The sequence below is a fragment of the Erythrobacter sp. genome (assembly GCF_011765465.1).
Classification (GTDB): domain Bacteria; phylum Pseudomonadota; class Alphaproteobacteria; order Sphingomonadales; family Sphingomonadaceae; genus Erythrobacter.
Window position 1 is genome coordinate 1467340 of record NZ_CP050265.1, and the last position, 17165, is coordinate 1484504.

The 17165-nt window shown below is 58.9% G+C and carries 18 protein-coding genes and 1 pseudogene; 8 read left to right on the forward strand and 11 right to left on the reverse strand.

The genetic code is table 11. From position 1 onward, the window contains the following. Positions 1-353: 353 nt before the first annotated feature. Together G9473_RS06955 and G9473_RS06960 are read right to left on the reverse strand one after the other, a co-directional pair. A complete protein-coding gene (locus tag G9473_RS06955; protein ID WP_291137653.1) occupies positions 354-935 on the reverse strand; it encodes an ImmA/IrrE family metallo-endopeptidase in 582 nt (193 codons plus the stop codon). Position 936: 1 nt separating this feature from the next. Beyond that, positions 937-1257 (reverse strand): helix-turn-helix transcriptional regulator, encoded by a 321-nt coding sequence (locus G9473_RS06960; RefSeq protein ID WP_291137656.1) that lies wholly within the window; start codon positions 1255-1257, stop codon positions 937-939. 325 nt (positions 1258-1582) lie between these two features. On the opposite strand from G9473_RS06960, the gene G9473_RS06965 reads away from it, so the two are divergent. Beyond that, a complete protein-coding gene (locus G9473_RS06965; protein ID WP_291137659.1) occupies positions 1583-1732 on the forward strand; it encodes a hypothetical protein in 150 nt (49 codons plus the stop codon). A 53-nt stretch (positions 1733-1785) separates the two neighbouring features. Beyond that, positions 1786-2424: a hypothetical protein gene (locus G9473_RS06970; protein ID WP_291137662.1), complete on the forward strand. Its 639-nt coding sequence runs from the start codon at positions 1786-1788 to the stop codon at positions 2422-2424. 241 nt (positions 2425-2665) lie between these two features. On the opposite strand, the gene G9473_RS06975 is transcribed toward G9473_RS06970, so the two are convergent. Further along, positions 2666-3139: a MarR family winged helix-turn-helix transcriptional regulator gene (locus G9473_RS06975; RefSeq protein ID WP_291137666.1), complete on the reverse strand. Its 474-nt coding sequence runs from the start codon at positions 3137-3139 to the stop codon at positions 2666-2668. A 77-nt stretch (positions 3140-3216) separates the two neighbouring features. Here G9473_RS06975 and G9473_RS06980 point away from each other — a divergent pair, with 77 nt between their 5' ends. From G9473_RS06980 to G9473_RS06995, 4 genes are read left to right on the forward strand one after another with little or no spacing between them, the layout of a single operon-like run. Beyond that, positions 3217-4104, forward strand: coding sequence for an alpha/beta hydrolase (locus G9473_RS06980; protein ID WP_291137669.1), 888 nt, complete (start codon positions 3217-3219; stop codon positions 4102-4104). After that, a complete protein-coding gene (locus tag G9473_RS06985; RefSeq protein WP_291137672.1) occupies positions 4101-4514 on the forward strand; it encodes a hotdog fold thioesterase in 414 nt (137 codons plus the stop codon). Before G9473_RS06980 ends, G9473_RS06985 begins: the two co-directional genes overlap by 4 nt. A gap of 26 nt (positions 4515-4540) precedes the next feature. Beyond that, positions 4541-5620 (forward strand): efflux RND transporter periplasmic adaptor subunit, encoded by a 1080-nt coding sequence (locus tag G9473_RS06990; RefSeq protein ID WP_291137675.1) that lies wholly within the window; start codon positions 4541-4543, stop codon positions 5618-5620. A 46-nt stretch (positions 5621-5666) separates the two neighbouring features. Continuing rightward, entirely contained in the window at positions 5667-8714 is a 3048-nt protein-coding gene (locus G9473_RS06995; protein ID WP_291137678.1) for an efflux RND transporter permease subunit, read from the forward strand. Positions 8715-8931: 217 nt separating this feature from the next. Here G9473_RS06995 and G9473_RS07000 read toward each other — a convergent pair whose 3' ends face one another. The 5 genes from G9473_RS07000 to G9473_RS07020 form a co-directional block, all read right to left on the reverse strand. Further along, positions 8932-9261: a DNA-binding transcriptional regulator gene (locus G9473_RS07000; protein WP_291137681.1), complete on the reverse strand. Its 330-nt coding sequence runs from the start codon at positions 9259-9261 to the stop codon at positions 8932-8934. Further along, a complete protein-coding gene (locus G9473_RS07005; RefSeq protein WP_291137684.1) occupies positions 9248-9646 on the reverse strand; it encodes a type II toxin-antitoxin system RelE/ParE family toxin in 399 nt (132 codons plus the stop codon). The genes G9473_RS07000 and G9473_RS07005 overlap by 14 nt, the downstream gene beginning before the upstream one ends. Beyond that, positions 9639-10877 (reverse strand): site-specific integrase, encoded by a 1239-nt coding sequence (locus G9473_RS07010; protein ID WP_291137688.1) that lies wholly within the window; start codon positions 10875-10877, stop codon positions 9639-9641. The genes G9473_RS07005 and G9473_RS07010 overlap by 8 nt, the downstream gene beginning before the upstream one ends. Then, a complete protein-coding gene (locus tag G9473_RS07015) occupies positions 10874-12124 on the reverse strand; it encodes a site-specific integrase (protein ID WP_291137691.1) in 1251 nt (416 codons plus the stop codon). Before G9473_RS07015 ends, G9473_RS07010 begins: the two co-directional genes overlap by 4 nt. Positions 12125-12633: 509 nt before the next feature. Then, positions 12634-12855: a hypothetical protein gene (locus tag G9473_RS07020; RefSeq protein ID WP_034953463.1), complete on the reverse strand. Its 222-nt coding sequence runs from the start codon at positions 12853-12855 to the stop codon at positions 12634-12636. Between the two features lie 343 nt (positions 12856-13198). Between G9473_RS07020 and G9473_RS07025 the strand changes: the two genes are divergently transcribed. After that, positions 13199-13462 carry a DUF6437 family protein gene (locus G9473_RS07025; RefSeq protein WP_034953461.1) on the forward strand — a complete coding sequence of 88 codons (264 nt, stop codon included), beginning with the start codon at positions 13199-13201 and terminating at the stop codon, positions 13460-13462. 65 nt (positions 13463-13527) lie between these two features. Here G9473_RS07025 and G9473_RS07030 read toward each other — a convergent pair. Then, positions 13528-13860: pseudogene (locus tag G9473_RS07030) on the reverse strand (single-stranded DNA-binding protein); the annotation flags it as partial. A gap of 65 nt (positions 13861-13925) precedes the next feature. Here G9473_RS07030 and G9473_RS07035 point away from each other — a divergent pair. After that, positions 13926-15097 (forward strand): IS3 family transposase gene (locus G9473_RS07035; protein ID WP_291137698.1). Its coding sequence is split into 2 segments (ribosomal slippage): positions 13926-14178 and positions 14178-15097, totalling 1173 coding nucleotides; the frame shifts between segments, so codons are not numbered across the junction. A 372-nt stretch (positions 15098-15469) separates the two neighbouring features. On the opposite strand, the gene G9473_RS07040 is transcribed toward G9473_RS07035, so the two are convergent. Both G9473_RS07040 and G9473_RS07045 read right to left on the reverse strand, forming a co-directional pair. Further along, complete coding sequence (locus G9473_RS07040) at positions 15470-15739, reverse strand: hypothetical protein (protein WP_152434317.1); 270 nt, start codon at positions 15737-15739, stop codon at positions 15470-15472. Between the two features lie 333 nt (positions 15740-16072). Continuing rightward, positions 16073-17005, reverse strand: a complete 933-nt coding sequence (locus G9473_RS07045; RefSeq protein ID WP_247271605.1) for a DUF2493 domain-containing protein — start codon at positions 17003-17005, stop codon at positions 16073-16075. Between the last annotated feature and the right edge of the window lie 160 nt (positions 17006-17165).

The following is a 17165-nucleotide window of genomic DNA, read 5'->3' on the forward strand; positions in this document are numbered from 1 at the left end:
AACCCTGCGGCTTCAATCGTAGATAAGCAAATTTGCACGAAGGCCAATGTAAGATCTGCCCATGCTGACAAATAGTGTGAGGCGGCTCGTGAACTTCGGTTGGTTTCTTCCGTCTGCAACGGCAAGAGACATGAAAGCCAAGTTTGCGGAACGCCAGCTTTGTGCAGTTGATCCACTAAAATCCGACAGTCCGCAAACGGCCCACAGTCAGCCATTGCGGTTTGGTTGCGGAAACGTCGGGAATTGGACCGGAAGCGGACAGTCCGCTTTCCGGTTTGTCGCTCGTAGACCTGACATTGAGACTTCGGCTCGATTTTCTGGAATTGGGCAGCGAGCCTCGACGCGCAAACTTGTCAGCCTCTGGCCCTGCGCTTTCGCGCATTCGAAAGCTGGTAATCAACCCCGGTCATGCGGATTCGCCATGTTAGCATCTGGCTGCTGACCTGATAGCTATTTTGTGCTTGATGGTCTGTAAGTCCCGACCGGCGAATTTTCAGAAGCGCGGGGCGTGGGAGAAGCAATGTTCCTGCTAGCCAATCCGCCTCATCCTCCTGGTCTTGATTGTATGAGGTGGGAACGAAATGACCATCCGCAGTCAGTCCCGCTGAGGTAAGCTCATGTCCGAGCAAGATGTGGGAAAGCTCGTGCATGATTACACTATTTTGGCGGGGTTCCGACTGGCTCGAATTGACCACTATCAGATGCTTCTCACCAACACGCATTGTGAAGGCTGACCAACTGTCTGGGTCTCTGACGGTTAGCTGCACCAAGTCGTCATCACTCACTCCCGCGATGTCAGCTTCGGTCCAAACAAGAATATCATACGCAGCAGCGACCTTGCGCGCACTCAAGGGAGCGTCCTGATGGAGGCCGAACTTCTTCCGAATCTCGACAGATCGTCGTTCGCTCTGTGCCTTGAAGCCCCGCTTGAGCATATCAGTGTCCTGCTACGTCGCGCACCTGGGCTTTGAATTGTTCTTCCGCCCTCTCAATGAGCCGGGCAAGCGACTGGGCGGTATTCGGGGCGAGGGTCTGGTCTTTCTTGAAGGCGATCTGGAGACCACCCATCGCAGTGAACTTGGTGACCTCTTCACCGATCCAATCGCAGACCTTCTTCAATGTCACCTGATCGGGAATATGGCCGTTCTCGATCTTTGAAAGCGTTGTGGGACTAATTCCGATCTCACGCGCAGCAGCTCTGACTCCCATGCTCCCACGTTTTTGGAGGACAAGCCGTCCTAGGTCTTCGAGTTGCATTCCTCCTCCTGTCCACAGATTTGATATTACTGTAACAATATGGTGGACACCTGCGCGTCGAAGCGGTAGGTGTCCACGAAACTGGTGCAGTTGTGAATCACAGCTCAGCCAAGAGCACAAGGAATTTTTTCAGGTGGGTGCCCCTTATTCACAGGAGCGCGCAGAATTTGAGGGGCTTCCAAAGTGATGATTCCGGCGGTCCATCGGCAGCTTCAAGCCATTGGATCGCAGGTCGATTCGGAGGACTATCCGAATGTATTCAACGATGGGGTCATAGCGCCCAAAGGCTCTATCGTTGATCGAGAAACACTGGGCGCGGAGAAGTATGATGAACAACAAGGACCGTGTCGATCCGCAGCCGGATCGTGGCAAAGGGCCGCCGGATGGCAAGGGTCGTCCTGTCGATCCCGGACGTCCGGTGACGCCAAGCCGTCCGGCAGCGGGCGACTATGTGAAAACTATCTCGGTCAGCTAGATGCGGTATTTGCGGCATACCCGCGTACCGCTGTCTGGACGAGCAATGAGGGAATGTGGCTTGCTGTCGATAGCGCAGTTCTGGCTGGGCTTGATCGCAAAGCCACATTCCTGATTGCTGTCCCGTTTCAACATTTTCAGCCCATTCGAGCGTGGGCTTTTTGGACAACTGAAGTCAGCCGAACCTGGATCGGTCCCCGCCACACTAACGCAGTCGATGGCTCAATCTGCGCCTTTAACCCATCCGAGGGAACGTGGAAGATCGGTGGCGATCTCGTCGCGCTGATTGACCAATATACAATGTGGGCCTTTTGCCAGCTACACCTCGAAATCATCGGTTGGTGGCCAGGAAGGCAGACGGCAGAGTTCGTCTATGAGCGCCTTACAGAATTGAAGGACAACGAGTGGTGCGGTTGTCGGCCTGATGCTGGTCGGTACGCCGAATGCTGCAAACAGTCTGATCTTGCCGCAGACCGTTTCCAGGCCGCCATACAGTTCGTCGGTGGCTTCCTGAAATTCAAACCTCGCCAACCTCCAGTAAATGTGTCGCGGCTGATTTGGCGAGGAGGTGAACCTCCAGCCTTTGAACAGGCGAGAACCAATTTAACGTTGTTTGTTGGTTCTTGCCTCTGTCCCGGCAAAGCTGGTGCAAAACTTTCCGACGCTGCGAGGTGGGCGATGCTACGTCTCTGACTTCACCAAGATAATCGAGTGACCTGGAATTGGAAGCCAAGCGTCAGCACTTCCGAATGGAAGTTGTTGGGCCGGGAGGAGATTGTCCGCTTTCGAGCAGCGGAGCCTCAGAAGCTGCCGCTCCGCTACCGACTCAATTGCGGACATAACTGGGCAAGCAGCAAAATTGCCACCGCTTCTCGGGGATGGCGTCAAATCCAGCTGGCCATGTGACCTTCCCTTCGGGCGACCATCCCTCCCGCTAGGCATCGCCCAAATTGTGCTGCATTGTGTCCAAGGTAGACTTGAAAGCCTCCAAGTCCTCACCCTTTATTCCCTCAAGCAAGCGCGCATAGATCTGATCCGCCTCGACTCGCATTTTTGGAAGCAAGTCGATTGCAGCGGGCTGGAGGTGCACTTGCCACACGCGCCGGTCGTTTTTGGCGCTGCGCCGCTCGACCAAGCCCAGATGTTCTAGCCGGTCGATTGCTTGCCCGATGCTTGCCCGCTCCAGTTCAAGTTGTCCGGCCAGTTCCGTCTGGGTCATGCCGGGTGTGCGGTAGAGATAGGCCAATGCACGCCACTGGGTACGGGTGAGGCCAAACTGTTCGACTGACGTGTCGAAGGTGCGACGCAATCGTCTTGTCAGCTCTTCCAAGAGAAAAACCAATCGGTCTTGATCGGTCAGGAAGGCTGCTGCCTTTTCGTCGGCATCATTCTCGAGCTTGGTTGCCATGCAGAGCACCTTAACACAGCACCGATTTAGATAAAGTCATTTACTGTAAGGCAATTTACAATATAGTGGTTTGCGATATGCAAAGCGTGACCACCAAAATCGAGGGATCGGGAGGACTTTCCCTTGCCGCAGAAGTGGTCGGTGACGACAGCGCGATGCCTGTCCTGCTCGCCCACGGCGGTGGACAGACACGCCGCGCTTGGAAGCGGGTAACTGGTGATCTGGCCACGGCTGGGTACCGCGCGATTGCCATTGATATGCGCGGTCATGGCGATAGCGATTGGTCTCCTAGCGGAGCATACGAAATGCGTGACTTCGCCTCCGATCTCGTGGCTATCGCTTCGAAGCTGGATCGCAAGCCAGCCCTCGTGGGTGCCTCTCTTGGCGGGCTTTCCGGGATTATTGCCGAAGGATACCTCGCCCCCGAAAGCTTTGCATCGCTAACCCTTGTTGACATTGCTCCGCGCATGGAGGCGGGCGGTGTGATGCGGGTTGTGGGCTTCATGGAAGAACATGTGGACCGGGGATTTTCTTCACCTGAAGAGGCGGCAGAAATTATCGCCCGCTACATGCCCCATCGCCAGAAACGCGGTGCAGGCGAAGGACTGCGCCGCTATTTAAGGCAGAAGGGAGATGGCCGCTACTATTGGCATTGGGACCCTGCGTTCATCCGCAACATCATGACCGCGAAGCGAAGCGATCCGACCCATCAGGAACGGCAGTTCGATATGCTGAGCGATGCGGCAAGTCGGCTTTCCTTGCCGCTTCACCTCATTCGCGGCGGATCGAGTGATCTGGTTTCCGAAGACGCAGTGACGCATCTGCGCGGTCTGGTTCCGCACATGGAATACACCGACATCGCCGATGCGACCCATATGGTCGTGGGTGATGCGAACGATGCCTTCTCAATTGCTATCGTCAATTTCCTGATGCGCCAGCACAGCCCCGAAGGGCCGGTTTCATGAATCAGAATCATTCCCCGATTGATCGTGAGCGCCTCGATGAGATGTTGCGGATTGCCCCGTTTCACCGATGGCTTGACCTAAAGGTTCGGTCCGGTTCGCGTGATCAACTCGTGATCGAAATGCCCTGGCGTGACGAGATTGTTTCCAACCCGATGATTGGTTCGGCCCATGGAGGGGTTCTAGCGTCATTGATCGACCTCACAGGGCTTTATACCCTGCTTGCCCACGGTGTGGCTGCGAAGGCGACCGCTGATCTGAGGGTCGACTATCATCGACCGGCGACCTCTGGACCGCTGATCGCGACTGGTCAGGTGGTAAAGGCCGGGAGACAATTCTCGGTTGCCGAGACCAATGTCACAGGGCCCGATGGTAAGCTGCTCGCCAGTGGCAGAGGTGCCTACATATGCTAGCGCGCCTTGCTCTTGGTGGGTTGGCTGTGTTTGCGCTGACGCTTGCTGGCTGTTCAGGCGAAACTGAGGGGGACGAGACTGCGCCAGAAGCTCAGGCAGAGCCGCGCGAAGTTACGACGGCGATGGTCGAATCCCAACCGTTCGCTGAACCAGTTAAGGCATTCGGCACGATTGCAGCCAAACAGCGCAGTGCGATTGGTGCGCTTACCGAAGGGCCGGTAGAACGAATTTTCGTCAAGGTCGGTGACAGGGTATCTCGCGGACAACCGCTTTTTCGTATCCGCCAGGCCGATTATCAGCGACGCGTAGTTGAAGCACAGGCAGCAGTCGATCTGACAAGTGCGCAAGCGATTGAGGCCGAGAGGCGTTACGAACGCGTTATGGCCCTTGCCCCAAGGGGTTTCGTTTCGAAAGCCCAAGTTGACGCAGCCGAGACGGACCTGGCTGTAGCGCGAGCGCAGAAGGCACAGGCTCAGGCAGCCCTCGGCACCGCACAGCAGGCATTGGCCGACACAATCACGCGTGCGCCATACGATGGCGTAGTAACCGCGCGGATGGTCGATGAAGGTGTATACCTGAACAATCGCTTTTCGATGGGAGGTCAATCAGCCGCGCTGGAATTGCAAGAGCTCGGGATCGTTGCCGCCATCGTCAACGCGCCGCAGGAATATGTCGACGCGTTTCGGCGTAACATGCCAGCGCGGGTCTACATTGAAGGCTTCGAGCAGCCATTCGACAGTACCGTGTACATCATCAACGACCGGGTTGATCCTGAAAGCCGGATGGTCGAACTGCGGCTGCCGATCCGTAATCCCGATTACCGCATCAGTTCAGGGCTGGCAGTCAGAGCCGAGATCTCGGTGCCGCCAGTGCAAGCGATCGTTTTGCCCCGCCCGGCAATACTCGGCGACAGTGCTGCAGCCTACGTCTTCGTGGTCGTAAACGGAAAGGCACAGCGCCGGGAAGTGGCGTTCGAAAGTATCGACCTCGATCGGGTGCGTATCCGCTCAGGGCTGGAACCGGGCGAAGAGGTTATTCTCAATCCTCCGGCCACATTGCGGAATGACGAGCCGGTCAAATCAAGCAGAACCCGCGGCGCAAGCTGATATGTGGCTTGCAGACGTTTCGATCCGGCGACCGGTATTCGCGACGATGCTGATCGCTTCGCTCGTCGTACTTGGCTTGGTCTCGTTCAACCGCCTCGGGGTCGACCTCTTTCCTGAGGTAGAGTTTCCATACGTCTCTGTAACAACCGCTCTGCCGGGCGCTTCTCCGGGCACCATGGAAACCGAAGTCACCGACGTCATAGAGGAACAGCTCAACACGATCGCCGGCTTGCGCCAGATGCGATCGATTAGCGCCGAGGGTGTAAGCATCGTCAATCTCGAGTTCGAGCTGGAGGAGGATGCCGACCTCAAGGCGCAGGAAGTACGCGACAAGATGTCGCGGCTGGCGGCCGATCTGCCGGACGATTCCGAACCGCCGGTGATCGAGAAGGTTGATCCCGATGCCGCGCCGATCCTGTCGGTTCTCCTGTCAGGCGACATGCCCATCCGCAACCTGACCACTTTTGCTGATGAGGAGGTGAAAGAGCGATTGCAGCGCGTGCCCGGCGTCGGTTCGGTCGAGCTGGTTGGCGGGCGAGAACGCGAAATGCGCATATGGCTCGATGCGGCTGCGATGCGCGCGCGCGGAGTAACGGCAGACGATGTGCTCGGCGCGATCCAACGCGAGAATGCCGAACTGCCCGGTGGTCGCCTGGTTACCGAGGGGCGCACGCGCCAGTTCGGCATCCGCACCCTTGCCGAAGCACGAACGGCGGCGGAATTTGCCGCAATACCGATCCTTTACCGGCCCAATGGACAGACTGTTCGGATCGGCGATGTAGGGCGCGTCGAGGACTCCATTGAAGACGAGGAGAGCTATGCCCAGCTCGATGGGGAACCGGGCGTTGTTCTCGAAGTCCGCAAGCAAAGCGGCGAGAACACGGTCGCGGTGGCAGAACAGATCCGCGCAGAAATCGAAAGCATCCGGACCACCGCTCCCAAGGGTGTCAATTTCATCATCGCTCGCGACACATCTCGCTTCATTGAGCAGGCCATTGGCGACGTGCTGTTCGACCTGTTCATTGCCGTGGTGCTGGTGGTGGCGGTGACATTCCTGTTTCTCCTTAGCTGGCGCGCAACGGTCATCGTGCTGCTCGCCATTCCGACCTCGATTGTCGCAACCTTTGTTGCCTTCGCGGCTTTCGATTTTACCGTTAACATGGTCACGTTGCTGGCGCTGACAGTCGCTATCGGCCTGTTGGTCGACGATGCCATCGTTGTGGTTGAGGCGGTCCAGAACGACGTTGATGAAGGGAAAGATGCTACCGAAGCCGCCCACACCGCAACCAGACGAGTGGCCTTGGCCGTACTGGCAGGCACATTCGCAACGCTGGCGGTGTTTGTGCCGATCGCCTTCATGGAAGGAATTGTTGGTCGTTTCTTCTTTCAATACGGTCTGGCAATCGTCTTTTCGGTCAGCGTGTCGATGCTGGTCGCCTTCACGCTCACACCGGCACTATCGGCAAGGTTGCTGCGCCCCGAACATGCGGAAAGTGGCTGGCTCGGACGCATTGAACGGTTCCATATCGGGATGCGTCAACGCTACGAATGGCTCGTGTCCTGGGCGATAAACCGCCGTTATCTGGTGCTTGGGGGCGCGCTCGCTAGCGTGCTGATCGGCGGATTTTTTGCTGCGCTCGTTCCAAGCACCTTCATGTCCACCACGGACCGATCCGAATTCCTTGCGACGGTGAAGCTCCCTCAGGGCACAGGGGTTTCCGAAGCGAAGAAGGCGGCAGAGCAGGTCGATTCCTCGCTGCGCCAGAATTCGGAAGTCGAACTCGTTTTCGTGAGTGCAGGCAGCGGAACCAATCCGAAGATCAACGAACTGGACATATATGTCGGACTGACGCCCAAGCGGTCGCGCGAGGCGACGCAGGACGACGTGATGACCTTCGCGCGGAACGAGATACTAGGAGATGTTCCGGCAGCACGGGAGGTGACCGTGGAGGAGGTTCCATGGGTATCGGGTGCCGGGGTCGGACAGACTGCAATTGAATTGATCATAACCGGACCGGACATCACAGCCATCAACGAATACGCGCGGTGGCTGGAGGGCGAGCTTGCCGCACGATCCGAATTTGTCGACGTACGCTCGTCTTACGAAGGTGGCAGGCCGGAACTGCAAATCGTTCTCGACCGCGACCGAGCCGCCGATCTCGGGATTTCGGCGCGCAGCCTTGCCGCCGCATCGCGAACGCTGGTTGGCGGAAGCGATGCAGGCACGTTCGAAGCTGATGGACGTCGCTATGACATTCGCGTGCGCCTGGAGGAAAGTGGACGACAGGGGCTTGGCGATGTCGAGGCACTTCCGCTCAGGACTGGACAGGGCACACTGGTCGATCTGGCTGCCATTGCCGATGTTGACGTTGCGTTGAGCGCTGCGGAAATCGAGCGCATCGATCGATCGCGTCAGATTTCAGTGCTCGCCAATACCGCTCCCGGTGTGGCGCTTAGCGTTGCCGTGGCTGACGTGGAGGAGTTGCTTACCGCCAATCCGCCACCTGCCGGGCTGGCGACGCGAATGGAAGGCACTGCCCGTCGCCTCGCCGAAACCAGCGAGGCGATTATCTTTGCATTCGCGCTTGCAATCGTCGCGCTCTACATTGTGCTCGCCAGCCAGTTCAACAGCTTCGGGCAACCCATTATCATCATGCTTACGGCACCACTGTCGTTCTCTGGTGCCTACTTCCTGATGTGGGCATCGGGCCAGGAAATGAGCCTGTTCGCGCAAATCGGCATGATCGCTCTGATGGGGATTGTGATGAAAAACGGTATCTTGCTGGTCGATCTCGCCAATCGGTATTGCGAAGCTGGAAAGGATGCGGCTTCGGCAATGCGCGACGCCGCGCCAGAACGCTTACGACCCGTCCTTATGACCGCGCTTGCCGCCGTATTCGGGATGCTACCAGTAGCGCTGGCGCAGTCAGATGCAGCCGAGTGGCGCAATGCTATGGGCTTCATCATCATCGGCGGGCTGACCACTTCGACTTTCCTGACTCTGCTGGTCGTCCCGGCAGCCTACGCGGCGGCCTCGGACCTACGAAGTGTCGTGACCAAATTCCGACCCCCGTTTGTGCAGAGACCGTCGTAGGAAGGCGCGCTGGATTCGTCGGTACCAGTTTTTGTGATCTGCGCGCGGTCGAACAGATATTGCCAGCTTTCCACCCCAATCTCGGTCATTCGCCGAAGCTGCGAGGCCAGAGAACCAGACGGTCGGCTTTAAGGAACTCCTTTGGGAGGCTCGAAGGTCCGAAATTGGGGCGCGAAGCGGACATCCGCGTCTATGGATCGTCTCGCAGTAAGCCTAGCTATGCCACCGCGTCCAACCCGTTGCGCCGAATAATCGACAGCAACCGCAGCGCCGGACCGCCCGGTTTCTTCGCTCCGCGCTCCCAGTCGGACACAAGGTTCTTCGACACGTTGAGGTAACGCGCAAATACCGGCTGCGAGACATGCTCCGCCTCACGGATCGCCTTGATCTCGTCGGGCGACAGCGCAGGCGCAGGCGCAAGGCAGGCCTCATCGAATTCGCGCATGGTGCGTTTGTCGATGCTGCCCGCCTCGTGGAGGCCTTCCATCATTTCATGGACAGCCGCCATCGCTTCGCTTTTGTAGGTCTTTGCCTTAGCCTTGCTCATCGTCTATCACCTCGACCAATCGGCCTGCTTCAACTTCCGTTTCGATCTCGTCATCACCAAGCTCCAGCATGATGCTGGCGGCCTTGCGATAGACCTTCAATTCCGCCGCGCTCAAATTTGCCTTGGCGCTCTTAGCGAAGGCAAACACGAATACGGCCCTCTCGCCCGAGCGGAAGAACAGGATCGAGCGATAGCCGCCCGACTTGCCTCCGCCCTGGCGCGCGATGCGTTGCTTGATGAGGCCACTGCCGAGATCAGCATCGATCAGGCCGCTCTCGGCCCGACGTACGGCATCAGCAAGCGTTGCATCGCTGATCTTTTCCTTTGCTGCAAACTTGGCGAACCAGCGGTTTGCGTAAATGCGTGTGCGCCGGTCTCTAGTCATACAGCAGCGCCGATCTATCACACATAGTATGATGGTTCAATGAACGGTTCGAACCCATCATTTCTTCGATCAGGTCGCCGATGCGCTGCCCGGCCTCGATCACCGGCCCATCGTCCAGATGGGCGTAGCGAGCCGTGGTGGTCACATGTCTGTGTCCCAACAGCTTGCCGATCATCGGGAGAGTTTCGGAGCGGGCGGCGGCGTGGCTGGCGAAGCTATGGCGAAGATCGTGCAGCCGCACCCCATGTAGCCCCGCCTCTTCGCGGACGTCTTTCCATAGACAATCGATATCGACTTTTCTGCCAGTTTTCGGGTTAAAGAACACTTCCGGACGGCGCTTGTGACGTGGAAGGCATTTGATGATGGTCCAGGCGGCTTCGCCCAGCCAAACTGTGCGCGGTCCGGTTTTGCTGTCGGTCAAGAGCAAGCGGCGGCTTTTGACCTCGCTCCATGTCAGCCCGGTGATTTCCGATCGGCGGCATCCGGTCAGGATCAAGAGCTGTAATGCTGCGCAATGAACCGGTCTCGATCTACGGTGTTTGTCTATCGCCGCACCAAGGCGCCGAAACTCCTGATCGGACAGAAACCGTTCACACTTGCGCCGCCTGTTCATCCGTATCGACGAGCACGGGTTCGAGCCTTCTGGCTTGACGCCCCACTCCTCGGCTTTGTTGAACATCGCCCGCAGGATCTCGCACGAACGGTTTGCCGCGCCCGGGCCTCCAACTTCAGTCACACGGTTAAACCACTCCTGCACATGGGACTGCTCAATCTCATCGAGGAACATCCCCGTAAACGCCGATTGGAGATAATTCTGACGATACAGCCCATGCGTGTGCAGGGTCGATGTCTTCCAGCTTGGCGAGACCTTGCGCCAGTAGTTATCGAGAAAATCAGTAAAGAGCGGCACCTTGCGGCGCTTCTTGCGCCTCTCTGCCGGGTTCTGACCTACCTGAGCGCGCAGAAGTACGCGCCGCGCAACATCCATCGCCTGTGCTTCGCTCAGTATCTTGGCGTTGCCAATCGTAACGGTCCGCGTACGCCCCTGCATTGCCGCCTGAACCATGTAGATGGTGCGTCCACTCGCATAGTAGCGCGTCCCGAAACCCGGCAAGCGCCTCGACCAGACTATTCGGCGCAGTTTGCTGTCGCCTTTAGTTTTGCCGACCACGCCGATACGCGCAGTTCCAAGTTCTTCGGTGACGATGGTCTGGAGGGTCAGCGCGTTCATTGGCCTACTCCGATCAGGTTCGCGATCGATCCCGACACGCGCTCGGCAGCATCGGCGATGACCTCATCGGACAAATGCGCATAGCGCGAAGTCGTCTCAGCCAAAGCGTGACCGAGCAGCTTGCCGATCACCATCAGCGAGAGATTATCGCGGATGGCGGTCGAGGCGAAGCTGTGGCGAAGATCGTGGAGGCGAACATCAGGCAGCGCAGCACGGTTCCGGATTTCCGGCCAAAACATGCTCAACTTGGCAGGCTTGCTTGCGTTGCGAACCGATGGAAAGACCAACCCCGTCGGCTTGCGATCCGGGATCGATGCGATCACTTCGATAGCTTGTCGGTTGAGGTAGATGATTTTCGCGCCAGTCTTGCTGTCCGGCAGCATCAGACGCGGCTCTTGCACCCATTCCCAGCGCAGTATCTCGATCTCCCCGCAGCGCGCACCTGTGTAGATCAGCAAACGTATCGCAGCGACGACAGTCGAGCGTTCGGTTTCAAAGTGGCTTAACGCGGTCGCGAGTTGACCGTACTCACGGGGAGAGAGGAAACGCTCCATCCGCTTGCGCTTGTAACGAGGTGTCCCTCTGCAAGGGTTCGATCCACGGCGGCGATATCCGAGTTTCTCGGCATAGCCCATCATCACCGAGAGGATCGGGATGGTTCGATTGAAAGCACCTGTCCTCTCGGCGAAGCCGTCACGCCAGAACGCAATATCGGCCTTGGTGATTTCATCGACGCGGCGATCACCGAAGGTTGGGATGATGTCCCGATCAATCCCGGTTCGGTTCCGCTTGCGCGTGCTTGGTTTCCAATGGTGGGCATAGTCAGCCCAGAAACGCTCAGCGTATTCGCGCATTAGCGGCGCTTGCTTTGCGCGCGACCTATTTGTCTTGCGCGAAGGCAGGCCATCGAGCGCCACTTCCGCCAGCTTTTCTCGCGCAAGTCGCCGCGCTTCACTTGCGGTATTCTGCTTAGTCGTTCCAAGCGAGACGCGGCGCTGCTTGCCACGCTGGCGGAACATCACGAACCAGCTTCGGCGCCCCGAGGGATGCACCCGCAGCCCAAAACCGGGCAGATCGCTATCCCAATATTCAATCATCCGTTTGCCAGGTCTGCGCCGAACGATATTGCCGTTCAGCCTTGCATGCTGGATGCTCTGCTCACCCTTATCCTCGCGCTCGCGTGGCACTGCGGAAAGGGCATGATTCGGGTTTGATTGTTGCGGTAACATATGGCCATTTCGGTCCATCGATTTGCTCCTCGTTTTTGAGGATCAAATTCGAGCAAGATACTGGTAAACAATATCTTTCTGCATCAGCGATGCGTACGGTGTGCCATCCCTCTACAATTGCGCGGGCCGACCCAGAAATGATTGCGGCTCTCTGATCGTGGGGCTTGGCAATCCTTGCCAAAGGAGCGTGAGCAACCTTTCGCACGAACCGGTGCCTGCGAGCGGTCATGTCGAAGCTACACCCTCAACAAGAGGCAGCACCTGCGCAAGAGGGACCGGCAAAGGACCAAGTGTGAAGCGGCGGGAACGGGACCTGTCGGTCCTGCCGCGCGCGCTGGTCCGACCCGGTCGCGGTGCGCAAGTGCGTGCGGGGCCCGGAACAAAGACACCGCGCCCGCAGGAGCACCGCCGCAGGTGGTGCGGGACCGAGCGCGTCACCAGCCCCGCTCCACATCCCGCCCTCCTCTTCCACCAGCGAACACGAAAAAAGGGCAGGAACCGTCACCGGCTCCCGCCCTAGTGGACGCTCAGAACTCGTCGAGCATTGCGCCATGCACCGTGTGCACCACACGGCTGGCCAGATGTGCTGGCAAGGCGTTGTAGTCACCTTCGTCGAGAGCGAAGTATCCAAGGTCGTCATCCTCGACGACGTGCTGGTCGAAGAAACTGTGCAAGGCCCGCTGTTCGGCAGTGGCGAGTGCTTCAAAGTAGCTGTTCGAATTCGATTCAATATTGCCAAGTGTAGTCATGATTACCTCCTGATGTCTGTCGGTGAGACGACAGGAGGAAGGCGGATGGGCACGGTGCCGGCGGGTCAGGGATCGCCCATAGGGGCGACCGCGAAGCGGCGGTGGGGGCAACGATTTTGTTGGACCGCAGCGCAAGCGAAGGGAAGTCAAAATGGTGGGGCCCCGCCGTCCTTGACGCGTCGGTGCCAGGCCCGTCATCCTTGAAAGTCCGTGAGCCAGGCCCCTCCCCCGCCCGATAAAAGCGCCCGTGCCAGTCATCTGCAAAAGGACTTTCCTACAGGGTCTGGCCTGTTCCATTGGAGCCCGTGGGAGGAACGCGAAAGGGGAGTAAGGACGGACTCCAATGCCATCGAAACGAAGCGCTGTAGCCGCACTCCAGAAGCTGGAGGCTGACCGGCTGGCACTCGACCAGCGTCAGAAAGAACTCGAACAACAGGCGGCTCTTGAACTGGGCCATGTGATCCTCGGAACGGGCCTCGAAACGTTCTCGAAGAAAGGCCTGGCTAAAGCGGCCGTGGAGCTCGCAAAGCTGGGGGAGGATGAGGCGTTGAAGCGGCTGGGTGCTTCTATATCTTCTCCTCGCTCTCAACAAACGCCTGTGAAGTAGAACGATGAAAGGGGTCCTGTCCGGCTTGGACAGGACCCCTTCGGGAGAGAGATCGACGAGAGAGTTCAGTCGATCTCGGGAGCATCCTTGTTGTCGTCGTTCTCGCCGGAGCCGTTGCCGCGCGAGAGGAAGTCGACCTTGTCGGCGAGGATCTCGGTGCCGTAGCGCGTGACCCCGTCCTTGTCTTCCCACTGGGTGTAGTGGATGCGGCCCTGGACGCTGACCAGCTGGCCCTTGGTGCAGTACTGCCCGACGGTCTTGGCGAGGCCGTTGAAGCAGGTCACCCGGTGGAACTCGCTTTCCTTGGCGGTGTAGCCATTCTCGTCCTTGTAGGTCTTGCCGTCTTTGTCCCGTGCAGGGCGATCGGTGACGACGGTGATCCCGGTGACATTGGTGCCGCTGACGTGACCCCCTGATTTTCCTCCACGAGCGATTAGAGTCTGGCCTGAAGGAAGGACAGACGATGAAGCGGAAGAGGTTCTCAGAGGAGCAGATCATTGGGGTGCTGAAGGAAGCGGAGGCGGGCGCGAAGACCGCCGATCTGGCCCGGCGGCACGGGGTGTCTGAAGCGACGATCTACAACTGGAAGGCCAAGTATGGCGGGCTGGAGGTGTCCGAGGCCCGGCGGCTGCGGGAGCTCGAGAGCGAGAACGCGAAGCTCAAGCGGCTGCTGGCCGATGCGATGCTGGACAACGTGGCGTTGAAGGATCTGCTCTCAAAAAAGTGGTGACGCCCGCCGCGAAGCGAGAAGCTGCCGCACATCTCCAGGCATGTCATGGGATGAGCGAGCGGCGGGCGTGCCGTGTCATCGATGCCGATCGCAAGAGCGTGCGCTATCGTTCCATCCGGGATGATGACGGCGCGCTGCGTGAGAAGCTGCGTGAGCTGGCCAACCAGCGGCGCCGGTTCGGCTATCGCCGTTTGCATATCCTGCTGCGCCGGGAGGGCGTGATGATCAACCGCAAGAAGACCCAGCGGCTGTATCGGGAGGGAGGGCTTGCAGTGAGGCGACGACGCAGCCGCAAGCGCGCTGTCGGCACCAGAGCGCCAGCTCCGGTGCTGGCACTGCCGAACCAGCGCTGGAGCCTGGACTTTGTCCATGACCAGATCGCTTCTGGCAGACGGTTCCGGGTGCTCAATGTGGTCGATGACATGACCAGGGAGTGCCTGGCGGCGGTGCCGGATACCTCGATCTCGGGGCACCGCGTCGTGCGCGAGCTGACCCAGCTAATCGCCCAGCGCGGCAAGCCGGGCATGATCGTTAGCGACAATGGCACCGAACTCACCAGCAATGCCGTGCTCGCATGGTGCGGCGAGATCGGGGTGGAGTGGCATTACATCGCTCCGGGCAAGCCGATGCAGAACGGCTACGTCGAGAGCTTTAACGGCCGCATGCGCGACGAACTGCTGAACGAGACCCTGTTCCTCAGCATGGCCCACGCACGGGTCGAGATCGCTGCTTGGGTCGAGGATTACAACCGGGAGAGGCCACACTCGTCCCTTGGCTACGCAACCCCGGCGGCGTTCGCCGCCGAACTGGATAAGCAATGGCCTGCTTCGCTACGCCCTACGGGCTCCGCTACGCAGCCCATTGCTTCAACCGCGCTGATGCGCAAAACAACCGCCCGGCTCTAATCCCAGCTGGGGGAAAGCTGGGGGTCACGTCACCGCCCTTGGTCTCGCGAGTTTCCGGATCGCGGGCGATGCGGCCGGTGAGGATTGCGATATTGGTCATGGTTGTATTCCTTCAGTTCCTCAAACCGGAGACCATCTCCGGCTTGCGAACATCTGAAAGAAGCAGGGCATGGGAGGACTGCACCGCAGGCCTGAAAGGCCGAAGGGAAACCTGTTCATGACGGGTGGTGCGGGCAGGCGCGCGAAGCGCGACAACACGGCCGTCAAAGGAACGGGTTGCGGCTCCTCAGCTGACTTGGTTCAGGACTGTTCGCGAAGAAAGCCGGATGGGTATCGGGTGCGGGTCTGAAGGGTCATATGATCCCGCTGCAATCAGCTTTCGCCGTCCCTTTCCGATGCCGCCAGGATATCCATGAAGTTGCGGGCTGCTTCCCGGTCTTCCTCGTTCTCGAACGCCACATCGAGGTCGGGGGCGGACCCGAACATGTGCAGGAACGACCACAGTGCAAAGCGCTTGCCCCTGTCCTCTTCGAGGCCGAGGTCGACCCGGCAATGCTCAATCCCGGCTGCTAAAGTGTCGGGTGATATCTCAGCTATATTGGTCGAGGCAAAGTAGCGAAGGAGAAGATCATCGAGTTGCATTGGCATTCTTGTAGCTTGGTAAATCAGATGCGGGAACGATAAGTGCCGCACCGCTGCAATAAACAAGCGTATCCATCCACAAGGGGGTGGCTTCAGAGACGCTCAGCTATCCCGCGATGAGCAACGAAGTTGTTCCAAAGCGTACCTATGCGGGCCTGTCGTAACCCTACAATCGACTCAGAGACATCAAGTGCTTTGAAAGCTTCGCGACCCGAAGGGCTCGGAGCAGCAATGCAATGAGTTCTCTCCTTGTGGGCGGCCTCGAGATGGGCCGCCCTTTTTTCTGTTGAACGGGAGTTCATTGGCGAGAACGGCCAGAGAACTCCCGCGCGTTCACCCAGGACAGCTACCCAACGGCCCGCGACGATCAACAACCGTGATGCGCTGCTTCTTGGCCTCGATCACCAAGCGTTCGGTCACGCCATTGCCCGGAAATGCCACCACGTAGCGAGGGTTAAGACCGAGCATTTGCTCGTTGCGCTTGAATCCTGCGCAAGCCCCGAGACGGCGTTCAAGCCCGAATGTCAGCTGCTGCACTTCGTTACGCTCGGCCCAGGATGCAGCCAGTCTGTCGGCTCCCTTACCGTCGCCTCCGTGTACGAGAAAGAGATCTGGAACGACCTCGCGCACCTTGTCTAGCGTAGCCCAGATGTTGGCCGCGTAAGTCTTGGCGTCGGCCTCGCTTTCGAAGCGGTTGCGACCACCGGCAAACACGACCGGAGTACCCTCGGGTGCAAGTGCAGCCTGACGACGTTCCTTGCGCACGCGCAGGAAATCGCGGGCATCGATCACAGCCGAAGTCATGTTCTTCAAATGGCGCGCACGCGATCCCGATACGGGCTTCCACGAGGAACCGGTTTCGTCGCGATAGAGACCAGCTGCAACCTCACGCATCTGCTCGAACGCAAACATGCTGGCTTCAGCCGACTGGGCGCGCAGGGTCTGCTCTTCGAGGTTCGACGAATGCACTTCGGAGCCGTCGGCGGATGCCAGAAGGGCGCGGATTTCATCCGAGGCCCGGTCCACCTGGGCCAACTTGCGGCTGGCGGCGCGGTGGAAGAGATTGACAAAGCCCCAGGCGAGATCCTCAGCGTCAGCTTCGAGCGCGGTGTCGGCAAACAATGCGAAGAGATCGGACCAAACCGCTCCGAGCGTGTGAGACATGGCGTCCTCGCAAGGGAAGTCGGCCTCGTTGAAAGGGGCAGGCGTGATCGAGAAGCCGGATAGATCGAGACCGGCAAGCTGGCTGGCGAAACTGTCATACATCTGAGTAGTCCTCCTGAGACCGGCGAATGCCGGCAGAGGAATTTCCGCGCGGGCCTGTTCGCCGTGCCCGACAAGGACCGGGACAAGGGAACGCCGCACCGCGGCAGCGGGAAACCCCGCAAGGCAAGGCTGGCGCGGGCCACACGGGCCGCAGCCTTGC

Bases quoted from the DNA above. Each gene is read 5' to 3' on its own strand.
- G9473_RS07040 (WP_152434317.1), bottom strand. From the start codon at position 15,739: ATGCAACTCGATGATCTTCTCCTTCGCTACTTTGCCTCGACCAATATA.
- G9473_RS07005 (WP_291137684.1), bottom strand. From the start codon at position 9,646: ATGACTAGAGACCGGCGCACACGCATTTACGCAAACCGCTGGTTCGCC.
- G9473_RS06955 (WP_291137653.1), bottom strand. From the start codon at position 935: ATGCTCAAGCGGGGCTTCAAGGCACAGAGCGAACGACGATCTGTCGAG.
- G9473_RS06995 (WP_291137678.1), top strand. From the start codon at position 5,667: ATGCTGATCGCTTCGCTCGTCGTACTTGGCTTGGTCTCGTTCAACCGC.
- G9473_RS06960 (WP_291137656.1), bottom strand. From the start codon at position 1,257: ATGCAACTCGAAGACCTAGGACGGCTTGTCCTCCAAAAACGTGGGAGC.
- G9473_RS06985 (WP_291137672.1), top strand. From the start codon at position 4,101: ATGAATCAGAATCATTCCCCGATTGATCGTGAGCGCCTCGATGAGATG.
- G9473_RS07020 (WP_034953463.1), bottom strand. From the start codon at position 12,855: ATGACTACACTTGGCAATATTGAATCGAATTCGAACAGCTACTTTGAA.
- G9473_RS06970 (WP_291137662.1), top strand. From the start codon at position 1,786: ATGTGGCTTGCTGTCGATAGCGCAGTTCTGGCTGGGCTTGATCGCAAA.
- G9473_RS07015 (WP_291137691.1), bottom strand. From the start codon at position 12,124: ATGGACCGAAATGGCCATATGTTACCGCAACAATCAAACCCGAATCAT.
- G9473_RS06975 (WP_291137666.1), bottom strand. From the start codon at position 3,139: ATGGCAACCAAGCTCGAGAATGATGCCGACGAAAAGGCAGCAGCCTTC.
- G9473_RS06965 (WP_291137659.1), top strand. From the start codon at position 1,583: ATGATGAACAACAAGGACCGTGTCGATCCGCAGCCGGATCGTGGCAAA.
- G9473_RS07000 (WP_291137681.1), bottom strand. From the start codon at position 9,261: ATGAGCAAGGCTAAGGCAAAGACCTACAAAAGCGAAGCGATGGCGGCT.
- G9473_RS07025 (WP_034953461.1), top strand. From the start codon at position 13,199: ATGCCATCGAAACGAAGCGCTGTAGCCGCACTCCAGAAGCTGGAGGCT.
- G9473_RS07010 (WP_291137688.1), bottom strand. From the start codon at position 10,877: ATGAACGCGCTGACCCTCCAGACCATCGTCACCGAAGAACTTGGAACT.
- G9473_RS07045 (WP_247271605.1), bottom strand. From the start codon at position 17,005: ATGTATGACAGTTTCGCCAGCCAGCTTGCCGGTCTCGATCTATCCGGC.
- G9473_RS06980 (WP_291137669.1), top strand. From the start codon at position 3,217: ATGCAAAGCGTGACCACCAAAATCGAGGGATCGGGAGGACTTTCCCTT.